The sequence below is a fragment of the Flavobacterium covae genome, from assembly GCF_001534645.1.
Classification (GTDB): domain Bacteria; phylum Bacteroidota; class Bacteroidia; order Flavobacteriales; family Flavobacteriaceae; genus Flavobacterium; species Flavobacterium covae.
Genome location: NZ_CP013992.1, coordinates 453501 through 473853, shown reverse-complemented (window position 1 = coordinate 473853; position 20353 = coordinate 453501). Strand labels below are relative to the sequence as shown.

Genomic DNA, 20353 nt, shown 5'->3' with positions numbered 1-20353 from the left:
AAAACTATATATTGTTTAACTTTTATTTCAATATGTGTTATTTTTTTATTAAATTTAATACCATATTAACCAAAAACATACGCTTATGTCAGATTTTTTACAACAATTCGGTGAAGACTTAAAAAATAATGTCCCAGGTTTTATTGCAGTAGCAATAGCAGAAATTAAAAGTGGAATATCGTATTACACTTTATCAACAAATCCAGATTTTGACCCAGAGTTAGCTTCTGCTTTTAACTTGGAAGTGGTAAAGGCAAAATTAAATGCTATCAATGCACTTGGTCTTGATGAGCATATAGAAGATATTATGATCAATCTTAACAGCCAAATACACATTATTGATATTTCTGAAAACAATGAATATTTTATCTATTTAGCTGTTGACTCAAGAAAAGCAAACTTAGGCATGACAAAGGCCTTATTAAACAAATACAAAAAGGATATAACCAAAAAAATGTAATTCCCCCTTTTAACCCAAATTACGTAATAGAAATCTATTGATTTTAATTTTATTCTATTAGCTCATACTAAAGTTTTCGGTGAGTCTTATGTTTGCTGTTTTTTTAAAAACAATATCTATTACGTAATTTATTTTTCAAAATTTTCTTATCAGTTTGTCACCCTATTAGATAAGAAGAATAAACATTTAAAAGTATTCAATATCTTTTACAATGTATTCTAAAAGAAGTCTTTTAATCCAAAACAAAGCTTTTCATCTAAATCTAACGTTCGAAATTTAATACAGATAAAAATGACCTTGAATCTAAAAAAGTCTTCTTTTTTTATCCTTAGTATAGGACAGCTGTAACAATTTTTTTTGTGTATTTCTATCCTCTTTCCTCTCTTATTTTCAGCATAAAGTCTATTATAATAGAGTTAAAATGGGTTGAATATTAAATTAAAAATATATTTTTTAAAAAAGCATACAAAGAGAAATACAAGATTAAAATTACTCAAAATTTATTTATTGACGAATTATTAATTTTTATTATTTCTAAATAAAAATTAACATTCGTAGAATTTTTTCTACACAGCCAGCATTCAAAAAATCACGCTGCTAATTTACATTTGTATAGAAATTTAACCCTTTAATACTTATTTAATAATGTCAGATTTTTTAAAACAATTTGGAGAAGATCTAAAAAGCAACATCCCAGGATTTGTTGCAGTTGCAGTTGCAGAGATTAAAAGTGGAATATCGTATTACACTTTGTCTTCTGACCCCAATTTTGATCCGGAATTAGCTTCTGCTTTTAACCTAGAAGTAGTAAAAGCTAAATTAAATGCCATTAATGCTTTAGGTTTAGATGAAACCATTGAAGACATAATGATTAACTTGAAATCTCAAATTCATATTATTGATATTTCTGAAAACAATGAATATTTTATTTATTTAGCTGTGGATTCTAATAGAGCTAATTTAGGTATGACTAAAGCTTTATTAAATAAATACAAAAAGGATATTACTAAAAAAATGTAATACCTCTTTCCTATCAAACCAAATCTTATAAAAGCCATCTAGAACATAGATGGTTTTTTATTTAAAATATAAGAAAATACTCATAGAAAGCTTTCTACAACCAAAAACTTAAAATTTCTTTATATTTAAGTATATTTGTTATTAGAACCTTTATTATTAAATACTCATAATATGTCAGATTTTTTAAAACAATTTGGAGAAGATTTAAGAAGCAATGTACCTGGATTTATAGCCGTTGCCATTTCAGAAATAAAAAGCGGAATATCATATTATACACTTTCTGCTAATCCTAATTTTGACCCTGAATTAGCCTCTGCTTTTAACCTAGAAGTAGTAAAAGCTCAATTAAATGCAATTAATGCTTTAGGCTTAAATGAAACTATTGAAGACATAATGATTAACTTGAAATCTCAAATTCACATCATTGATATTTCTGAAAACAATGAATATTTCATTTATTTAGCTGTGGATTCTAATAGAGCTAATTTAGGTATGACTAAAGCCTTATTAAACAAATATAAAAAGGATATTACTAAAAAAATGTAATTTCATTTTAATTGAAAGTTGTCTTAAAAGATCAAAGTTTGTATTTCGTTATTTATCATAGACTCGAATAAAGTAGGTCAACACAAATAGAGTAATTTGTTATGACATTGTGCTTTTCTTTAGTATTTAAAGATTAAAATGTACTTTTAGGACAACTTCTTTTTAACAATTCCTTTTCATCTATACCATTAGATTATACCCTAATTTAATAGATCGTTTTTATTTTACTTCAGATTAAGGCATTACAAATTCGTTATAAATAAAACAACTTTAAATCTAAAAAGTAATCTATTTTTACTCTTGATTCAGTAAGACTACTTAAAAAAAGTTTTCGTTTATTTTATCCTCTTTATATTTTTCCCGTCATCACATGATTTGAGTTGAAATTTTATTTAAGATCATCATCATTAAAAAGGTTTTATAAGTCTTTTATTCTTTTTTAGATAAAAAAATCACATAAAATATACTTATTTTTATTTACATCAATTTAAAACACATAGATTAATTTTATTATTTAGAAATAATAAAAATTAACCATCATTGAAGTATTTTAAAGAAATAGCACAAATAAAAACAATATTATTATATAACTTTGTGTTATAAACTTAACCCCTATATATATATTTAAAATGTCAGATTTTTTAAAACAATTTGGAGAAGATCTAAAAAGCAACATCCCAGGTTTTGTAGCAGTTGCAGTTGCAGAAATAAAAAGTGGAATATCATATTATTCTCTATCCTCGGAGTCTAATTTTGATCCAGAGTTAGCTTCTGCCTACAACTTGGAGGTGGTGAAAGCTAAATTAAATGCTATTCAAGCATTAGGATTAGACGAAACGATAGAAGACATTATGATTAATTTAAAATCTCAGATCCATATTATTGATATTTCAGAGAATAATGAATATTTTATTTATTTAGCTGTTGACTCTACAAAAGCAAATTTAGGAATGACTAAAGCTCTTTTAAACAAGTACAAAAAAGATATTACTAAAAAAATGTAATTTCAAAATATTTTTCGGCTCCCAAAACGAAAGATTCTTTAAAATTGATTTTTATTTATTTTTAGAAAAGAGAAATCTTATATGAGTCAGATCATAAGATTTCTCTTTTTATTTGTAAAAAAATAGAGCACTTTAAGACACTTCTCTTTAATTTACCGCCTCTAAGAATAATAAAATATCATACAAAAACTCTGCAAATCTTTTTTAGAAAACTTAATTTATCTAATAAGCAACAAAAGAGGTATTTAAATAAACTTTAATTAATATTAAGACTCTTTTTTTTTTGAAATCTTAAAGATCTAAACACTCTGCATCTCTTTTCTTAAAACACATCATTTAAGCCTCTTTTTCAAGACTATAGCTCTCTTTTTAGGCATTTTTTCAGTATCTTTGTAGTATCCCAAACTATTCTCTAAAACCTACTTTAAGTAATTTGATTTAGCATAATGCTACTTCTAAAAATAAACTTAAAATCGGACAAAAACATGAGAAAATCAATTTTATTTTTATCATCATTAATAATCATTAGCTGTAAAGCAGATAAATATTCAAACGAAAAAATCAAAAATCAAGGTTTTGTTTCAACAAGAGATATGCTTGTAGATACGAATCCATCTGAAGAGAAAGAAGAAAACACTTCTTATTTAATTCCTTCAGAAAAAAGTAAATTTCCTTTTATAATTGATCAAAAAGTTTACAATGAATTAGCTGATAGTCAATATACTCCTATCAAAGACATTAACACTGTTAATAGTTTATTAATCCCAAAATATAAAAAGGAACTTATATCTATAAATAATGATACGCATCTATTGAGTAATTATAGTTTTATAAAAATTGCCGAAAGAAAGATCAAAAATTTTAAAATAACTTTTTTTGTATCTCGCTACCACGGAAATGGAGCTTTTACCACAACTTTTGCAAATGTAACAAGGGAAAATTCTAACAAAATTATAGATTCAAAGAAAGTGGGTTATTATTATTCTTATGTGGGAGAAAGTAAGTTAGTAACTTTAGTAATGGATAAAAATGGAAAAATAGAAATTACCACAATGATTGACAGGGATAAACCTACTATGGAAAATTTAAAAATTGATACAAATGGAAAAATTGTGGCTTCAAGATAATCTATTTTAAGATTGGCATTAACCTAATCTTTTCAAAATAAGATTTTTAAAGAAGCGTAAATTGAATTAGAAAAAAATTAACAGAATATAAGACTTAAAATTAGACAAACACATGAAAAAAACGATTTTACTTTTGTCATCTCTAGTAATCATTAGTTGTAAATCCGACAAGCATTCTAACGAAAAAACAAAAGATGAAAAAGTTTCTTCAATAGAAGATACACTGGCACATATTAATCAATCAGAAGAAAATATTTCTTATATGATTCCTTCGGAAAAAGAAGCATTTCCTTTTATAATTGATCAAAAAGTTTACGATAAATTAAGTAATTCAGATAGTCAATATACTTTTATCAAAGACATTAATACTATAAATAAATTATTAACTCCAAAGTATAAAAAGGAACTTATATCCCTAAATAATAACCCTAAATTACTAGATGATTATAGTTTTGTAAAAATAGCTGAAAGAAAGTTTAAAAATTTTAAAATAACTTTTTTCTCGGCTCTCTATCATGGAGATGGTGATTTTATTGCAACTTTTGCTAATGTAACAAAAGAAAATTCTAGTGAAATCATAGATTCTAGAAAAGTTTGTGACTATTATGACTATATGGGAGGAACAAAACTAGCTGCTTTAGTAATGGATAAAAATGGGAAAATAGAAATTACCACCACCGTTGATAAAAAGAAACCTAGTATAGAAAGTCTAAGAATTGATATGGATGGGAAAATTATTTCTTCTAAATAATTTATTTTTAAAATTTATTAAACTCAGTAGTCTTAAAAATTTCTTATTATAAGGTTGCTGAGTTTAATAAAAGTATATTTAAAGTGTCTTTTTAAACTTTTAAAATTCTATCTCTAACTTATACGAATAAACCTCTTTTATATCTCTCTATAAACAATCATAAAAGTATGATTTAGCAACAATAATCTTTTTTTTAAATAAAGGTATAGGATTAATAAATTCAAGGTTAAAATTACATTTATATCATTTAAACTTTGAAATTTCCTTATGATAATATTTTTTCAACCTTGAGACTCTCCAAAAAGTTCGCAATCTTGTTATTTAGACCAAAGGGAGAAATCAGATAATATTGATTATGAGACTCCTCTTTACGTCAGAGTAACAGACTGCATGTTTATTTAGACACTATCCTACAAAAACAATAAAAATTAGTATTGATTCTCGATGCGCTTCGCGCTCTAACTAACGATGATTTCAATTATATACTCAACTGTTTGCTAGAATTGTTTTAAAATAAAAAAAACAGATCGAGAATTCTACTTTTTAATCCAGTATATTTTAAGTTTAAATGATATTATTTATATAAAAGGGTCATTTATTTTAACAATAAAAAAGGGTATCCTCTCGGATACCCTTTTATTTTTTAAACTAATTTTTAAAATCTATATTGGACAGCAAAATTCCAAGTTCTTCCAAGACCAAAAAAGGCTGTATTAGCTCCATTAATCCCTTTAAAATTAGCAGGAAAAGCATTGCCATAAGTTGTATTCGTACCAGGAAGATTTTGATTATTTAAATAACTTCTTGTAGATTCAGTTATGTAAAGTGTATCAAAAATATTGTTCATAGATAAACCTACATTAACTAGATCTTCATTATTAAGTCTAATTTTGTATTTTAAGTTTGTATCAAATAATAAGAAAGAAGGTAATTTTAAATCATGTACAGCATAACTATCTGGATACCAAACAGGATCATATTGTTCAGCTGGGGTATTACTATAAAAGTTATCATGATATTTCCCTGTAACTGTAAAAGATAATCTTCTAATTGGCTCTAAAGACAAAGAAAGACTGCTCATCCATTCAGGAACACTTCCTATTCTAGTATCTTTTATATATAAAGTGGTTGTTTGATTATCATCATACTCTGTATATAAAGCATCTTTAGTATATTTTCCTTCTCCGAAAGAATGGCTACTGTAAATTGTAAATTTCTGGAAAGGTTTGTATGTAAAGTCTAACTCAATTCCTGAATTTCTTTTACTTAAATCATGTGTAAAGCCTGTAACTCCGTAACCTGTTTCAAATAATTGTTCTGTTGAATTATCTAAATAATTTGTATAGGCAACGAAATTTAAATTAAAGCTTTTACTTAAGAAAGTATACCCTGCTTCAATTGATTTAAAGTTTTCATTTTTAAAACCATTCTTAATTTTGTTTGTTTGAAAATCAAAAACATAATTTAAAATTGGAACTCTCGATACTAGACCACAGTTAAACCAAATATTGTTTTTAGCATTCATATTCCAGTTTGCACCAAATTTTACGTTATATGAATCTAAATTTACATGTTGTGAAGACTCCGATAGATTCGTATTAAAAATATCGTATGTTACCTTGCTGAAATCATTTTCGCTATATCCTCCTTGAAGTAAAAAGTTGAATTTTTTCAAATTTAACTGTAACTGTGAGTAGGCTCCATAATACGAAATAATATTTTCCTTGTAGTAATCAATTTTTGTAGACTTAATTACTTTAAAAGGATTCCATAAATCATCTTTCAAAGAAAAGGTTTCTGTAGTAAAGATTGATTTATTTTGCAATTGATTAACTAAATAACCATCAGCTCCAAATAAATCGTTTAAATATTTAGTATGTATAGAAGAGGATTTTCTAATATCAATACCAATATCAAATTTAAGTTTAGAAGTCAAGTTTGTTGAATAGTTTAATAATCCTCCATATACCTTGCTTTTAGCAAAATTCTCTGTTTGAGATATACCAGAAGTCTCTGTATTAAACTCAGTAGAATTTAAATATAATTGTTTTCCATTTACTATATAAGGAACACGAGTGTAAGATTTCGGGGTTGAACCTATTTTTTGTTCTATTATATTTGTTGCTAAACCTCTATTATAAGCTCTAATATAATTGTAATCAATTGTATTATTAGAATTTAAGAACTTACTATAATCATTAAAAATTTCAGTTCCTGTATAATCTTTGAAAGAGGTATTTCCATAAACGCCATATCCTTTTAAGGCTAATATGTTATTTTCATTTATTTTATATTGCCATTCTAAGCTCAAGGAAGGTGTATGGGTAGCATTATTATTTAACGAAAGATTTTTACCATTGTATTCGTTATAGGTAACATTGTATTTAGGATCTAGTCCTGACTCATCAGTACTGTCATCTATAGTAGATATTCTATTTCTAAAATCAATCCAATTTGGTGATCCTATCAATTTAAGGATAAATTTATGGTGATCTGTTTTGTACCCCATACCTAGGTAATAACCTGTAGCATTAAAAGCCGTTCCAGGAAAGTATCCGTTACTAGAGGTATTAGATAATGATAAATTAAGACCAAATCCTTTATCTACATTTCCTGTGTTTAGACTTAAACTATATTTTCTATAATCATTATTTCCTGATTCAACTGATATATAGTTATCATATTTTGTAAAAGGATCACGTAATATAAAGTTAACTGTACCTGCAACGGATGCGTTTACAAGTTTAGAAGATCCTAAACCTCTTTGAATTTGAATAGCATCTAAAGCATCGCTTGCTGGTGCAATAAATGACCAGTTTACTTCTCCACTTTCAAAATCTCTTAACGAGATACCGTCTAATAAAGGAGTTATATTATTTTGATTATATCCTCTAAGACGAAGTCTACTTTTAGAATAACTTCCTCCTAAGGGTGTTGTGTATACCCCTGGTAACAGGGCAGCTCTTTCTATAAAATCTTTATTACTATTGTGATTAAATTCAGTGCTCTCAAAAATTGTATTTGTGGCTGTTGGCGATTTTCTCAAAAATGCTAAGTCGACTAAAGCCGATTCTGTTTCTAAATTTTTTAATAAATCTTCTTCTAAATAAATAATACCTACATCTAACTTACTTTTGGTAAATTCTATAAATTTATAAGTAGTCTTATAGCCTGGTAATTTTAGTATTAATTTACCTGTCTTTTCTTTTGAGTTCAAGATAAAATTACCTGATTTATCTGTATGAACTTGATGAATATATTTCTTTTCATCTGCACTAGCTAAAATTACTTTTACGGAAAAAAGATTATCATCGTTACCATTTCTGATATTGCCAAAAACTTTGAATTGAGCAAAATTGGCTTGATGAAATATTAAACTCAAAAAGAGAAGAAGTTGTATTTTTTTATTCATAAGTTTGTTTTTTACAAAAAATTAATGGGTTAGTCAATAAGCTTATTGGCTAAATAATTAACCAACTTTGCTTTATTAGTATTTTTACAATATAAAATCTTTTTCTTCGAATTTGTTTCTAAATTTTTCAAAATTAATGTTAGAAATTTATTCCCAATTGAGAGTTCATATTTTGAATAGTATGTGAGTACTTTATCTGCTTCAATATTAGCTGATGCTAATACTTGATAACGATCAAATTTTTTATCTAAACTAATTTGATGATTTTCAAGATCTTCAATTTTCACTGGATTGAACTCTAAATCAATAGCTCCTCCATTAAACAAAGCATAAGATGCCCAAGCTGATTCTCCTGTGAGATAAATATTTTTTTTATCTCTCATTTCATCATTGTAGTAATAAAGTTGTTTGATATTTTCATTTAATTTGGAAATTTCTGCTTTTTTAGAATCATCATTTAAAAATTCTAACTTTTGGAAATCACTATTGGGTATAACGGTTACTTTGAAACCATCTTTTTTGGTATAGCTAGAAAAAGTTGTTTCTTTTTCATTAATATTGATTAATGCTGCTTCATCTTTATCTTCTTTTTTAAGCAATCCTTCAAAAATATATTCACAACTTTTTTGATTATTTAAAAAATCAATCTTTGCTATTTTTTTGCTCAAAAGCTCTTTTTGGATAGCAATCATTTCAGCCTCAGAAAACAAATCTGAATCGCTAATCAAAAATGTTTTATCTGATTCTACATTTTGTTCTAATTTGATTTTCTGAACATTAGCGATTATAGCTGCGGTTATTTTTTTTACCAAACTTAAACGATCCTCATTAGGATCTGGCACTATGGGGTCTGACCAAAAACTTTTAAGTTTAAACTCATCCGCTACATCAGGTTTAGATTCAATAACAAGTACTTTTACCTCCTTGTTATTGAACTCTAGACCTACTATTTTTTTTTGAGCAAATCCTACGAATGCTGCTAAAAATAAAATAATTAAAAAAAGGTTTTTTTTGATCATAATAGAAACGAAAAGGCTATGTAAAATATTCTATAATAATTTATTTTTGTTTGATATTTTAGTACAGATTTTCACATTTGACAATAGAATGCAAACTTAAAAATAAGCTTACGAAACTAGACATTCTTTCTTTAATTAATTACCATATTTTTTTTATCTTGTTTGACCTATCAACTATATAAGAAACTAACCATGCGGTTTGTCCTTGTTTTGCAAAGAATAATTTTTTATCATTAATATTCGGAATATCTTCTAAACAAACTAACAGAAGAGCAGAACCTGATATTAAATGTTTTTGAGAATATGTTTTCAAAACGCGTTCTACTTCTTTGTTTTTCTTAGCTAATTCTTCAAATTTTTGAAAATTATTTTTTACAACAGCATCATAGTTGATTACATCTTCCAATGTAAAGCCATTAAAATTATCTTTTGCCTCACCTCCATTATAAAGTGTATAGAAAGCCCATACTGCCCCTCCTGACATATAAACATTTTGCTTTTCTAAGGCTTGGGGTTTAGAATTGTACATTGCTTTTATTTGTTCTCTTAACATAGGTGTTAGACCAAATAATTTTTCGTTATACTCTCCTATACTTTCGCTTTTAGTCTTCTTTTTAACTGTTTCTGTTAATGTTATACTTCCATAATCGAATGAAAGAGGAAAAAAAACGAAATTATCGTTATTAAAAGTATCTACATAACCTCCTTTTGTGTTCCCTCCTCCAATATCTAGAACTGTCGAATTCAAGTAATTAACAGGTGGAATACATCCTTTCAATAACATTTTCCCTTCTGCTTGTGCGTCTATAAAATCAAGTTCTTTGTTCGTCAATTTTTTAACTGCATCAACCAGTTCCTTTGTATTAGATGCCATGGCTACTCCAGAAGATCCAACAATAAAAATATTTTGTTCGGTAACTTTAAACTCATTTTTAACTCTTAAATAACTTCTATAAACTACTTCTGAAGCTATCTTTATATCTTCAGCTGCCAATTTACCATCAATAGCTATTCCACGTGCAATACCTACATTTTCTGTCCAAAAGGATTTAATTTCATAACTCCCTTTTTTGATGTTATCTACATCTAGAACTGAAATTTTAATTCCTTTACTTCCTATTTCAATTCCTCCGAAAAGGCTATCATCATAAGATGCTGACGCAAATTGAGCGAAAACAAACGATAGTAATAAAAATATTTTTTTCACTTTCATAGTAAAAATATTATGTGTTATTTATATTAGAAAAACAGAACGCAATTTACGCGCCTTTATTCAAAAAACAATGTAGAAAGAAATCTACAAAAACCAATCTGTTAAAAAAGCAATGTTTTTTATTTCCCTAAAAATCATTGCTTTTCTAATTTTTAAACTTTCATTATTTCTGCCTCTTTTACGGCATAAAGTTCATCTACTTTTTTAATGTAGGCATCTGTTAACTTTTGAACATTTTCTTCTGCTGTTTTACAAACATCTTCTGATGTTCCTTCTTTTTCTAATTTTTTAATATCATTATTTGCTTCCTTACGTGCATTTCTAACACCTATTTTAGCATCTTCTGCCTCTGATTTTGCTTGTTTTGCTAATTCACGACGGCGTTCTTCTGTTAGAGGAGGAACGGATATAATAATATTATCTCCGTTATTCATAGGATTAAAGCCAATGTTTGCAATCATAATAGCTCTTTCTATTGGTTGAAGCATGCTTTTTTCCCAAGGTGTTACGGTTATTGTACGTGCATCTGGAGTATTAATATTGGCTACCTGAGAAAGAGGCGTTTGAGAGCCATAATAGTCTACAAAAACACCTCCTAACATTTGTGGAGATGCTTTACCTGCTCTAATATTTAAAAATTCTTTTTCTAAGTGAATTAAAGAACCTTCCATTGATTCTTTAGTACTATCTAATATAAAATTAATTTCTTCTGTCATTTCTCTATACGTTATATTAATTCAAATTTTTCTGAATAAATGAATCTTAATACTAAATATTAACAACGGTTCCTATATTTTCTCCTTGGCATATTTTAAGTAAATTACCTTCTTTATTCATATCAAATACAATTATAGGTAATTTATTTTCCTGACTTAGGGTAAATGCTGTAGTATCCATTACATTTAACCCTTTTGCCAATACGTCGTCAAAAGAAATATAATCAAATTTTACTGCGTCTGGATTTTTTTCTGGATCTGCATTATACACCCCATCTACTCGAGTTCCTTTTAGTATTACATCTGCATCTACCTCTATTCCTCTCAACACAGCAGCTGTATCAGTTGTAAAATAAGGATTTCCAGTACCTGCTCCAAAAATTACAATTCTTCCTTTTTCAAGGTGTCTAACAGCTCTTCTTTTTATATAGGGTTCTGCTATGGCTTCTATTTTTAACGCAGTTTGCAAACGCGTTAACATTCCTTTTTCTTCTAGAGCACTTTGCAACGCCATACCGTTAATGATAGTTGCCAACATTCCCATATAATCTCCTTGTACTCTATCCATACCATTACTTGCCCCTGCAACACCTCTGAAGATATTTCCTCCTCCTATAACAATTGCTATTTCTACACCTAGGTCATGTATTTTTTTTATTTCCTCAGCGTATTCTGCTAATCTTTTTGGTTCTATTCCATACTGTCGTTCGCCCATTAAGGCTTCTCCACTTAATTTTAAGAGTATTCTTTTATATTTCATTACGCGTTAATTTGCTATGCAAATATAAAAATTAAATCTTTATTTTCTCCTTTATAAACGAAAGCAATTCCAATTAAAATAACTTAAAAGATGTTTTTTTTATTTTTTTATGACAAAAATCAGTTTTTGTATTTTTTTTCGCCGTAACTTTACTGTTGTAAATAAGCAAATTTGGATTAAATATGGATTTAGAAATTAAAAGACCATTACCTCTAAATGAAGAGGTTGTTTGGGATACTACTAAAACTATTATGAGTAAAACTGACATTTATGGAACTATTGAGTATGTAAATGAAGTATTTGCAGAAGTTTCGGGCTATCAAGAGTATGAATTGGTAGGCCAACCTCATAATATTGTTAGACACCCAGACACACCTCAGATCATCTTCAAGGTAATGTGGGATAACATCAAAAAAGGGCATAAATTCCATGGAATTATCAAAAATCTTTCCAAATCAGGTCGTTATTATTGGGTGATAACTGATTTTGATTATGTAGTGGATGAAAATACCAATATCACTAAATATATTGCAAGAAGAAAAGCTGTACCTAGCGAAGTAGTTAAAAAAGTAGATGATTTGTATAAAAAATTATTACAAATAGAACAAGTAAGAGGAATTGATGGAAGTGAAAAATTTCTAACAGGATATCTTGAAGAATTGGGTATGACCTACGTTCAGCTCATAACCAAAATAATGGTAGATGAAACTAATGAAGTAGAAGAAAAACAAGAATTAGAAGTAGCAAAAACAAATGATGACTTAGAGCATGTTCGCAGTGGGTTTTTCTCTAAATTTTTTGCAACTAAACTTAACCTATTCTAATGTTTTATGGAATTTATAAAAAAAAATCGAATACATTTTAACTTAGAAATAAAAGTAATTGCCTTAATCACATTAATTAATAGAATGGGAGCCGTAGTGGTTCCCTTTTTATCAAAATACCTTAACGAAACCCTAGGTTTCACCTATTCTCAAATAGGTTGGATAATGGTTTGCTTTGGGATTGGCTCTTTAGTAGGAACTTTTACTAGCGGTCGTCTATCAGACATTATAGGATCTTACAAAGTAATGATTTTCAGTCTTTTTACCAGCGGTATTGTTTTTTTTATTCTCAAATATGTAAAAAGCTTTGAGGCCATTTGTTTTACTGTTTTTTTGCTCACCACCATTGCAGATATGTACCGTCCTGCAATGATGCTAACAGTTAATAGCTATGTAAGTAAAGATATGAAATTACAATCCTTATCTTTAATTCGATCAGCTTCTAATTTAGGTCTTGTGTTTGGCCCTGTAATTGGAGGATTAGTTATATCATACTGGAATTATGACGTTCTTTTTTGGGTAGATGGTATAACTTGTCTTTTAGCAATTTCCGTTTTTTCATTATTAGTAAAAGAACGCAAAGTTCCGTTTGATCTAAATCTAACAAAAACTACTTTGGATAGATTAGCACCTATAAAAGATATTCCTTTTGTGTTAAATTGGATTATTGCAATGATTACAGGTTATCTATTCTTTCAAGTTTTTACTATTTTACCTTTGTTTCAAAAAAATTCTTTTCAACTAAAAGATGTAACAACTGGAATGCTTTTTGGATTTAGCGGAATCCTTTTTATACTATTTGAAGTACGTTTAATTAATAAGATGCAAGTAAAAAGAATAAATGAAACTTTAGCTATTATAATTGGACTTATACTCTTTTCTTTAGGATATTTTTCTTTATACTGTATTCATAACAGTACTGTTTTATGGTTTTTTATGGCTCTCATGACTTTTGGAAATATGCTTACTTTTTCCTACGCAAGTGGTCTAGTACTAAAAAGAAGCCATAAAAATCATGAAGGAATATTCATGTCAGTATTTCAGATGAGTTATGGTTTTGCTCACGTTCTAAGTTCAAAAACAGGTCTATCTATAGTTCAATATCTTGGCTATGAAGCAAACTGGTTAATAAATTCAATCATATCTATAATTGGAGTTGGATTAACCTACTTATTGTATTTAACATTAAAAAAAGAACAAATTTCTCTTAAAGAAAAAATAGCAAAGCAATTATTTAATTAAACATTATATTAATACCATGTGATTGTTTGTTAGAAGTCCTAAAAAAAGAAGTATCAATTAAAGAAACCATTTATACTCTTTAATATAGAACTTCTTTTATTTTAGGACTTCTTTGGCACATTCATAATTACCCAAACACTTGCATATCAACAAAATAAGTGTTATTTTAGAAGAAACAAACCCCGAAATTGCTCAAAAAGAGTCAAAAACGGGGTTTTTCTTTAAATGCTATGCCAAAAATAATACGTTTAAGCGAATTTCAATACCAAATTCCATTTTTTACTATCAATAAAGATTTTGATGGTTTTTACGCCCAATTTTTAAAAACAGATTTGGGTAAAATTTATCTTTCGATGCCTTTTTCAGAGCTTGCTCAAGCCTTCAAACTGAAAGATTCTCAAAAAGGGACTCATTGTTATTTTAGTCCTAAAGGCAAAATTGCTCTGATGATGCTTAAAAACTACTACGGTTGTTCGGATAAAAAGTTGATTGAACTTCTCAATGGAAATATCTTTATGCAATTTTTTTGTGATATTCTGATTCCGATTGATAAACCTTTGAAAAACTTTAAAATCGTGAGTCAAATCAGAATGGAGCTATCCAAGACTTTAACCATTGGCAAAGCTCAAGAAGTACTAGCTAAGAACTGGATTCCTTATATGGGAGATTTAGATAAAATGCTTACGGATGCTACTTGTTACGAGAGTGAAGTGCGCTTTCCTACGAACCAGAAATTGCTTTGGGAGTGTGTACAGTGGAATTATAAGCAAATGGAAGCTTTGTGTCATTTGTTTAAAATAAAACTACCAAGAACTAAATATTTAGATTGGTGTAAGCGATACAATCAATATTCAAAAAAGAGAAAAAAACAATCAAAACATCGCACAAAAGTTACCCGAGGTTTACTTAAATTATTATACAAACTCAATGGCGAACTTAGCCGTATTGAAGCACAAAATCCGTTTGAAGCCACTACAAAATATAGCAAACAGCGCCTGATTATCAAACAAGTATACAAACAACAAATTCAGATATTTAAAACTGGTAAAAGTGTTCCAGACAGGATTGTAAGTATTAGCAAAAGTTATATCCGCCCAATTGTTCGCGGGAAAGAAGTAAAGCAAGTTGAATTTGGAGCCAAAGTAAACAAAATTCAAATCGATGGCATTAACTTCATCGAACACATTCAATATCGAGCTTTCAACGAAGGAACTCGTCTGCAAAGCAGTGTTTTTTGCGCTCAGAATTTAACTAAAACAAAAGTAAAAATACTTGGAGCCGATGCCATTTATGCTACCAATAAAAATCGAACCTTCACGTCTACCAATACTATCCAAACCGATTTTGTACGTAAAGGAAAAGCTGGAAAAAATGAAGAACAACGCAAAATTTTAGCGCAACACATCAAGAAAGAACGAGCTACTCGACTAGAAGGAAGTTTTGGCAAGGAGAAGGAACATTACCATCTCAAGAAAATCAAAGCCAAAACCCAAAAAAGTGAGATCCTTTGGATTTTCTTTGGCATTCACACAGCCAATGCATTAGAAATAGGGAGACGGATTTATCTACAACAGCAAACTTTAGTAGCATAAAAAAAATGTAAGACCAGCATCATAGGGGAACGTGCGTCGTGTTGCGACCCAAAAACCTATTTTTAAACATTTGAATCCTTTAAAAAACAAAAATGACCCAAATTTGTAAATCAAAATGGGTCATTGTTTTATTTTTTTACAAAAGTGAGGTTACTTCTGAATGTGCCTTCTTTTGTCCCAAATTGCGTAATAAAATTTTCTTACAAAAAAAGGCATTGAATCTAAAAAAACACTCTTTTTTTGTTCTCAATACATCTCCAGAAAAGATCTAGTTTTTTTATTTCCTTATATTTTCCCTTTCATTACAAAATATAATAACGTATACTTGGGTTTTGATTTTACAAACTAATACTTTTCTTATATTTATTCAACAATGCCTTTGTCATAGTTAAATTCGCTTCAGAGGCATCTACCACAAGATAAATTAAAAACTCATGATTATTTGAAATATCAATAACATGATATTGTGAAGTTAACGTAATTGTTATATCTTGAACGTATTGATTTTGTTTTAGTGCATGAATTCCGTTTAGTTTAGCACGAACCATTTCTAAAATATAATTAGAATCAAGATCTATATTATAATCCTTTAAAACGGATTTTGAATGATAAATGATTCCTTTATGAATATCAAGAATACTAACCGCTATAAAGCCTGGTAAATTTTTAGCGATAGAATCACCAAATTCTGTAAGTAGATCAGCCATTTTAAATTATTTTTTTTGGGTAGCAAATGTAAGGAATATGATTTTTTTGGGGACTAAAGTTTTTAATCATTTTTCATGAATCTTCTTTAAGATATTTTTTAATTAGGTAGTGACTTAAATATATCAGGGGAGTTAACAAGATAGCCAAACTCAATTTAATTGTATAACCTGTTAAGGCAGAAGATATAAAGGTTTCGAAATTTATTTTCCCTGGCAACCAGAATGCAATTCCTAAAACTACAAAAGAATCTACTAGCTGAGATATCATTGTTGACCCTGTTGCTCGTAGCCAAATTTTAGAATTTCCAGTTTTTTGTTTTACAAGATGAAAAATACTGACATCTATTAATTGAGAGCAAATAAAAGCTACAACACTCCCTACAATAATCCACATACTTTGCCCAAAAACAGCAATAAACTGAGCATCATCAACAGGGCTAATTCCTTTTGCAGACGGAATTGAAATAGCCATAAAAAGTACTACAAACGAATAAACAATAAGACTTGCTGTTATGTATGAAAGTTTACGAACTCCTTTTTCTCCAAAATATTCATTAATTAAATCTGTTGTTAAAAAAACAATAGGCCAAGGCAATATACCAATACTCATCACAAAAGGACCTATCTGGATTAATTTGCCTCCTATTAATTCTGCAACTACGGCATTCGTTATAAATATACCTGCTAAAATGGTAAATAAAAGTTGTTCTCGATTCTTAAACATATATAAGAAAATCTATAATTTCTAATTAAACAAAAAAATTTGGCAATCTAAAGATTACCAAATTTTTTTTACTTTTTTTGAATATTCTGCTACATAAGAAACTAGCCAAGCAATATGTCCTTGTTTTGCAAAATATAATTTCTTTTCATCTATGTTAGGAATTGCTTCAAGAGCGACTATTAATATATTACTTCCCGATATTAAATGCTTTTGTGAATATGTTTTTAACACTTTATCTATTTCTGGATCTTTTTTAGCTAATTCTTCAAACTTTTTAAAATTATTTTTTAAGATTGCATCGTAATTAATAACATCTTCTAATTTAAATTCATTAAAATTTTCTTTAGCTAAACCATTATACAGTGTATAAAAGGCCCAAACGGATCCTCCTGAAAGATATATATTAGGTTTATCTAAAGCATTTTTACCTGAATTATACATAGCTCTTACTTGATCTCGTAATTCTGGTAGAAAACCAAATGCTTTCTCAGTAAAATCAGAAAGGGAGCTTGATTTTGTTCTTTTGTTAATTGCCTCAGTAAGGGTTATCGTTCCATAATTTAAATTAATAGGAAAGAACACGAAGTTTTCGTTGTTAAGAACATCTATATAACCTCCTTTTGTATTTCCTCCTCCAATATCTAACACCATAGAAGTAGCATAGTTTTCAGCAGGAATTAATCCTCTCATCAACATTTTACCTTCATTATTTGCTGTAATAAATTCTAAATCTTTATTGATGACTGTTTTTATTTTTTCTGTTAATTCGTTTGTATTCTTTGCTTGTGCTACTCCAGAAGATCCTACTACAAAAATATTTTCTACTGGTACATGAAATTCATTTTTTATTTTTAAAAAATCCGCTGTTACAATTTCAACAGCTTTTGCAATGTCTTCATTAAGTAATTTTCCATCTATTGATATTCCTTTTGCTATACCAATATTATCTGTCCAAAAGGATTTTATTTCATAATCGCCTTTTTTAATATTATCAACATCTATAACAGATACCTTAACTCCTTTGCCCCCAATTTCTATTCCTCCATAAAGGTTCTTACTCTGAGCAATAGACAAAGTAACACTTGCAAACAAAAAAAAATGTGTAATTAATTTTTTAATTTTCATACTCTTGAATTTCATGCTCAATTTTAAGCATTTTTAGATACAAAAGCAAAAATAAAAGTAGAAATATTTCTATGGTTTTTATAGGATTTTACACCATTTACTTTTTAAATTTGCGTAACATTTAAACTTAACTTGTATATGAATTCAATTTTAAAGGACTTCAAAACTTTACCAAGAGAAGTTTGGTTTTTTTTCTTTATGATATTAATCAATAGAATGGGTGCAATGGTTGTTCCTTTCATGTCTAAATATCTATATGAAGATTTAAAATTTAGCTATACAGAAATAGGAACCATTATGATGTGCTTTGGTGCTGGTTCTATCGTCGGTACTTTTCTTGTGGGAAAAATTTCAAAAAACATCAGCAGCTACAAACTCATGATTTGCAGTATGTTTTTTAATGGTGTAATTCTATTTAGCTTACAATTTGTAAAGAATTTTTATTCTTTATGTTTTACTGTTTTTCTTTTAAATGTTGTCGCAGATATGTTTAGACCTTCTATGATGGCTACATTAAAAGATTTTGTTAAAAAAGAAGACCGAATTAAAGCTTTTTCTCTTATGAGAACAGCTTCTAATTTTGGTTTTATAATATCTCCTATCATTGCAGGTATCTCTATTGCTACTATTGGTTATTACTTATTATTTTATATTGATGGTTTATCATCTATTGCTGCTGTATTATTTTTTGTAACTTTTGTAAAAGAAAAAAAGCTATTACACAAATTAACTTTCTCTAATTTAAATGAAGAAAAATTTGTTTTCCTAAAAGATAAATTATTATTAATACATTGTTTGATAACCGTTATTACAGGCATCATATTTTTTCAAATATTTTCTGTTTTACCATTATACTATACAGATATTCTAAAACAATCCCCTACGTTCAATACCTATACATTAGTATTTTATGGATTAATTTTATTCTTACTAGAAGTAGCGGTTGTTTCATACATTAAAAACAAGGGTATAAAAACACTAAATGCTATTCTTTACGGATTAATTTTAATGGTTTTTGGTTATTTAATCTTAGTTCTTTTACAACAAACCATAGGTGTTTTTCTTGCCTTATTGTTTATTAGTTTTGGTGTTATGCTCACCTTCCCTTTTGCTGCTGACTTTGTTCTTGAGCGTTCTTATAAAAAAATGGAAGCTAAATTTTTATCTTATTTTCAAATGTGTTATGGGATAGCTCAGTTTTTAAGTGCCAAATTAAGTTTATTCATAATTCATAAATTGGGATATAACACAAATTTCTTTTTAAACATTGTATTAGGAATAACAGGAGCAATACTTTCTTATTTTTTGATTAACTTAGTTATAAAGGAACGAAGAGATAAGAAAGCAGCCATTGTAAATTCATTCTTTAAATAATGCTTTAAACAAACTGTTATGCTTGGGGCAATCCACGAAGTAGGGATTCAAGAATTTGCCAAAGTTGAAAATATTATTTTAAAATCAGGGCTTGTTCTCGATGAGTTTCTAGGAGGAGGCAATGGGTCTCTGCCTTTACTTCAATACAAATTAGAACGAAATCAATGCAAGATTTATATCTCTAAAATTGATGAACAAATTGTTGGTTTCATTTTGTTATTAACAAAAAGAAGTATCATATCAAAACTAGCATACGATTGGCATATTGCTTATTTGTATGTTGATGAAAATAAGAGAAGAGAAAAAATAGGAGAATCTTTATTAGATCATACTATACAATTTGCTTTATCAACTAAAGCAAACGAATTGTCCTTGTATACGACTAGAGATAATTTTCCTGCCATAAAATTATATAAGAAAAAAGGGTTTTTAGAAAGCAACTTTTTAGCTAATTACCTTACTTTCAAATTGCTTTTAAATGACTATAGGTAAGATTTTTGTATTTTTTAGGTTCCTGTTTATTCAAAAGCTAATTAGATTCTAAAAACTTTTTAAAGTCACCTCAAATGAGGTGGCTTTTTTTACACCAATATTTCTTATATTTGATATTAAAAGCAATTCATTTTATTATGAAACATTTATTATTATTAGCACTTCTAACGATGGTTTCTTCTTGTGGTCCTAAAAGACTCAAATGTGGACCCAAACGCTGTGAAATTCAAAAAACTAAAAACATT

Annotated in this window: 19 protein-coding genes; 11 read left to right on the top strand and 8 right to left on the bottom strand. The window is 28.1% G+C overall.

Going from position 1 to position 20353, the window contains the following annotated elements:
* The first annotated feature begins 85 nt into the window (after positions 1-85).
* From AWN65_RS01985 to AWN65_RS01960, 6 genes are all read left to right on the top strand, one after another.
* Positions 86-460 carry a hypothetical protein gene (locus AWN65_RS01985; RefSeq protein ID WP_060381634.1) on the top strand — a complete coding sequence of 125 codons (375 nt, stop codon included), beginning with the start codon at positions 86-88 and terminating at the stop codon, positions 458-460.
* Positions 461-1105: 645 nt separating this feature from the next.
* Entirely contained in the window at positions 1106-1480 is a 375-nt protein-coding gene (locus tag AWN65_RS01980) for a hypothetical protein (protein ID WP_060381633.1), read from the top strand.
* A 171-nt stretch (positions 1481-1651) separates the two neighbouring features.
* Positions 1652-2026 (top strand): hypothetical protein, encoded by a 375-nt coding sequence (locus tag AWN65_RS01975; RefSeq protein WP_060381632.1) that lies wholly within the window; start codon positions 1652-1654, stop codon positions 2024-2026.
* Between the two features lie 629 nt (positions 2027-2655).
* Positions 2656-3030 (top strand): hypothetical protein, encoded by a 375-nt coding sequence (locus AWN65_RS01970; RefSeq protein WP_060381631.1) that lies wholly within the window; start codon positions 2656-2658, stop codon positions 3028-3030.
* Positions 3031-3515: 485 nt separating this feature from the next.
* Entirely contained in the window at positions 3516-4157 is a 642-nt protein-coding gene (locus tag AWN65_RS01965) for a hypothetical protein (RefSeq protein ID WP_145902534.1), read from the top strand.
* A 112-nt stretch (positions 4158-4269) separates the two neighbouring features.
* Positions 4270-4908, top strand: a complete 639-nt coding sequence (locus AWN65_RS01960) for a hypothetical protein (RefSeq protein ID WP_060381629.1) — start codon at positions 4270-4272, stop codon at positions 4906-4908.
* 655 nt (positions 4909-5563) lie between these two features.
* Here AWN65_RS01960 and AWN65_RS01955 read toward each other — a convergent pair.
* The 5 genes from AWN65_RS01955 to pyrH form a co-directional block, all read right to left on the bottom strand.
* On the bottom strand, positions 5564-8320 hold the full coding sequence (locus AWN65_RS01955; RefSeq protein ID WP_060381628.1) for a TonB-dependent receptor: 2757 nt from the start codon (positions 8318-8320) through the stop codon (positions 5564-5566).
* Positions 8321-8349: 29 nt separating this feature from the next.
* A complete protein-coding gene (locus tag AWN65_RS01950; RefSeq protein ID WP_060381627.1) occupies positions 8350-9339 on the bottom strand; it encodes a hypothetical protein in 990 nt (329 codons plus the stop codon).
* A gap of 139 nt (positions 9340-9478) precedes the next feature.
* Entirely contained in the window at positions 9479-10552 is a 1074-nt protein-coding gene (locus tag AWN65_RS01945; protein ID WP_060381626.1) for a Ppx/GppA phosphatase family protein, read from the bottom strand.
* A 152-nt stretch (positions 10553-10704) separates the two neighbouring features.
* Entirely contained in the window at positions 10705-11268 is a 564-nt protein-coding gene (gene frr / locus AWN65_RS01940; protein ID WP_060381625.1) for a ribosome recycling factor, read from the bottom strand.
* Between the two features lie 52 nt (positions 11269-11320).
* Positions 11321-12028, bottom strand: coding sequence for a UMP kinase (pyrH, locus tag AWN65_RS01935; RefSeq protein ID WP_060381624.1), 708 nt, complete (start codon positions 12026-12028; stop codon positions 11321-11323).
* 182 nt (positions 12029-12210) lie between these two features.
* Here pyrH and AWN65_RS01930 point away from each other — a divergent pair, with 182 nt between their 5' ends.
* From AWN65_RS01930 to AWN65_RS15125, 3 genes are all read left to right on the top strand, one after another.
* Positions 12211-12852: a PAS domain-containing protein gene (locus tag AWN65_RS01930; RefSeq protein ID WP_060381623.1), complete on the top strand. Its 642-nt coding sequence runs from the start codon at positions 12211-12213 to the stop codon at positions 12850-12852.
* A gap of 6 nt (positions 12853-12858) precedes the next feature.
* Positions 12859-14094, top strand: a complete 1236-nt coding sequence (locus tag AWN65_RS01925; protein WP_060381622.1) for an MFS transporter — start codon at positions 12859-12861, stop codon at positions 14092-14094.
* 230 nt (positions 14095-14324) lie between these two features.
* Positions 14325-15686, top strand: coding sequence for a hypothetical protein (locus AWN65_RS15125; protein WP_063744209.1), 1362 nt, complete (start codon positions 14325-14327; stop codon positions 15684-15686).
* Between the two features lie 338 nt (positions 15687-16024).
* On the opposite strand, the gene AWN65_RS01910 is transcribed toward AWN65_RS15125, so the two are convergent.
* The 3 genes from AWN65_RS01910 to AWN65_RS01900 form a co-directional block, all read right to left on the bottom strand.
* A complete protein-coding gene (locus tag AWN65_RS01910) occupies positions 16025-16393 on the bottom strand; it encodes a hypothetical protein (RefSeq protein ID WP_060381620.1) in 369 nt (122 codons plus the stop codon).
* Between the two features lie 73 nt (positions 16394-16466).
* On the bottom strand, positions 16467-17117 hold the full coding sequence (locus tag AWN65_RS01905) for a queuosine precursor transporter (RefSeq protein ID WP_060381619.1): 651 nt from the start codon (positions 17115-17117) through the stop codon (positions 16467-16469).
* Between the two features lie 54 nt (positions 17118-17171).
* The gene (locus AWN65_RS01900) at positions 17172-18242 is read right to left on the bottom strand and encodes a Ppx/GppA phosphatase family protein (protein ID WP_060383798.1); all 1071 of its coding nucleotides are present in this window, start codon (positions 18240-18242) and stop codon (positions 17172-17174) included.
* Between the two features lie 138 nt (positions 18243-18380).
* Here AWN65_RS01900 and AWN65_RS01895 point away from each other — a divergent pair, with 138 nt between their 5' ends.
* Both AWN65_RS01895 and AWN65_RS01890 read left to right on the top strand, forming a co-directional pair.
* Positions 18381-19616: an MFS transporter gene (locus tag AWN65_RS01895; RefSeq protein ID WP_060381618.1), complete on the top strand. Its 1236-nt coding sequence runs from the start codon at positions 18381-18383 to the stop codon at positions 19614-19616.
* Between the two features lie 18 nt (positions 19617-19634).
* Positions 19635-20108, top strand: a complete 474-nt coding sequence (locus AWN65_RS01890; protein WP_060381617.1) for a GNAT family N-acetyltransferase — start codon at positions 19635-19637, stop codon at positions 20106-20108.
* Positions 20109-20353: the final 245 nt, after the last annotated feature.

Excerpts from the sequence above, each read along its gene's own strand:
- AWN65_RS01985 (WP_060381634.1), top strand. The coding sequence starts at position 86 with ATGTCAGATTTTTTACAACAATTCGGTGAAGACTTAAAAAATAATGTC.
- AWN65_RS01980 (WP_060381633.1), top strand. The coding sequence starts at position 1,106 with ATGTCAGATTTTTTAAAACAATTTGGAGAAGATCTAAAAAGCAACATC.
- AWN65_RS01975 (WP_060381632.1), top strand. The coding sequence starts at position 1,652 with ATGTCAGATTTTTTAAAACAATTTGGAGAAGATTTAAGAAGCAATGTA.
- AWN65_RS01970 (WP_060381631.1), top strand. The coding sequence starts at position 2,656 with ATGTCAGATTTTTTAAAACAATTTGGAGAAGATCTAAAAAGCAACATC.
- AWN65_RS01965 (WP_145902534.1), top strand. The coding sequence starts at position 3,516 with ATGAGAAAATCAATTTTATTTTTATCATCATTAATAATCATTAGCTGT.
- AWN65_RS01960 (WP_060381629.1), top strand. The coding sequence starts at position 4,270 with ATGAAAAAAACGATTTTACTTTTGTCATCTCTAGTAATCATTAGTTGT.
- AWN65_RS01955 (WP_060381628.1), bottom strand. The coding sequence starts at position 8,320 with ATGAATAAAAAAATACAACTTCTTCTCTTTTTGAGTTTAATATTTCAT.
- AWN65_RS01950 (WP_060381627.1), bottom strand. The coding sequence starts at position 9,339 with ATGATCAAAAAAAACCTTTTTTTAATTATTTTATTTTTAGCAGCATTC.
- AWN65_RS01945 (WP_060381626.1), bottom strand. The coding sequence starts at position 10,552 with ATGAAAGTGAAAAAAATATTTTTATTACTATCGTTTGTTTTCGCTCAA.
- frr (WP_060381625.1), bottom strand. The coding sequence starts at position 11,268 with ATGACAGAAGAAATTAATTTTATATTAGATAGTACTAAAGAATCAATG.
- pyrH (WP_060381624.1), bottom strand. The coding sequence starts at position 12,028 with ATGAAATATAAAAGAATACTCTTAAAATTAAGTGGAGAAGCCTTAATG.
- AWN65_RS01930 (WP_060381623.1), top strand. The coding sequence starts at position 12,211 with ATGGATTTAGAAATTAAAAGACCATTACCTCTAAATGAAGAGGTTGTT.
- AWN65_RS01925 (WP_060381622.1), top strand. The coding sequence starts at position 12,859 with ATGGAATTTATAAAAAAAAATCGAATACATTTTAACTTAGAAATAAAA.
- AWN65_RS15125 (WP_063744209.1), top strand. The coding sequence starts at position 14,325 with ATGCCAAAAATAATACGTTTAAGCGAATTTCAATACCAAATTCCATTT.
- AWN65_RS01910 (WP_060381620.1), bottom strand. The coding sequence starts at position 16,393 with ATGGCTGATCTACTTACAGAATTTGGTGATTCTATCGCTAAAAATTTA.
- AWN65_RS01905 (WP_060381619.1), bottom strand. The coding sequence starts at position 17,117 with ATGTTTAAGAATCGAGAACAACTTTTATTTACCATTTTAGCAGGTATA.
- AWN65_RS01900 (WP_060383798.1), bottom strand. The coding sequence starts at position 18,242 with ATGAAAATTAAAAAATTAATTACACATTTTTTTTTGTTTGCAAGTGTT.
- AWN65_RS01895 (WP_060381618.1), top strand. The coding sequence starts at position 18,381 with ATGAATTCAATTTTAAAGGACTTCAAAACTTTACCAAGAGAAGTTTGG.
- AWN65_RS01890 (WP_060381617.1), top strand. The coding sequence starts at position 19,635 with ATGCTTGGGGCAATCCACGAAGTAGGGATTCAAGAATTTGCCAAAGTT.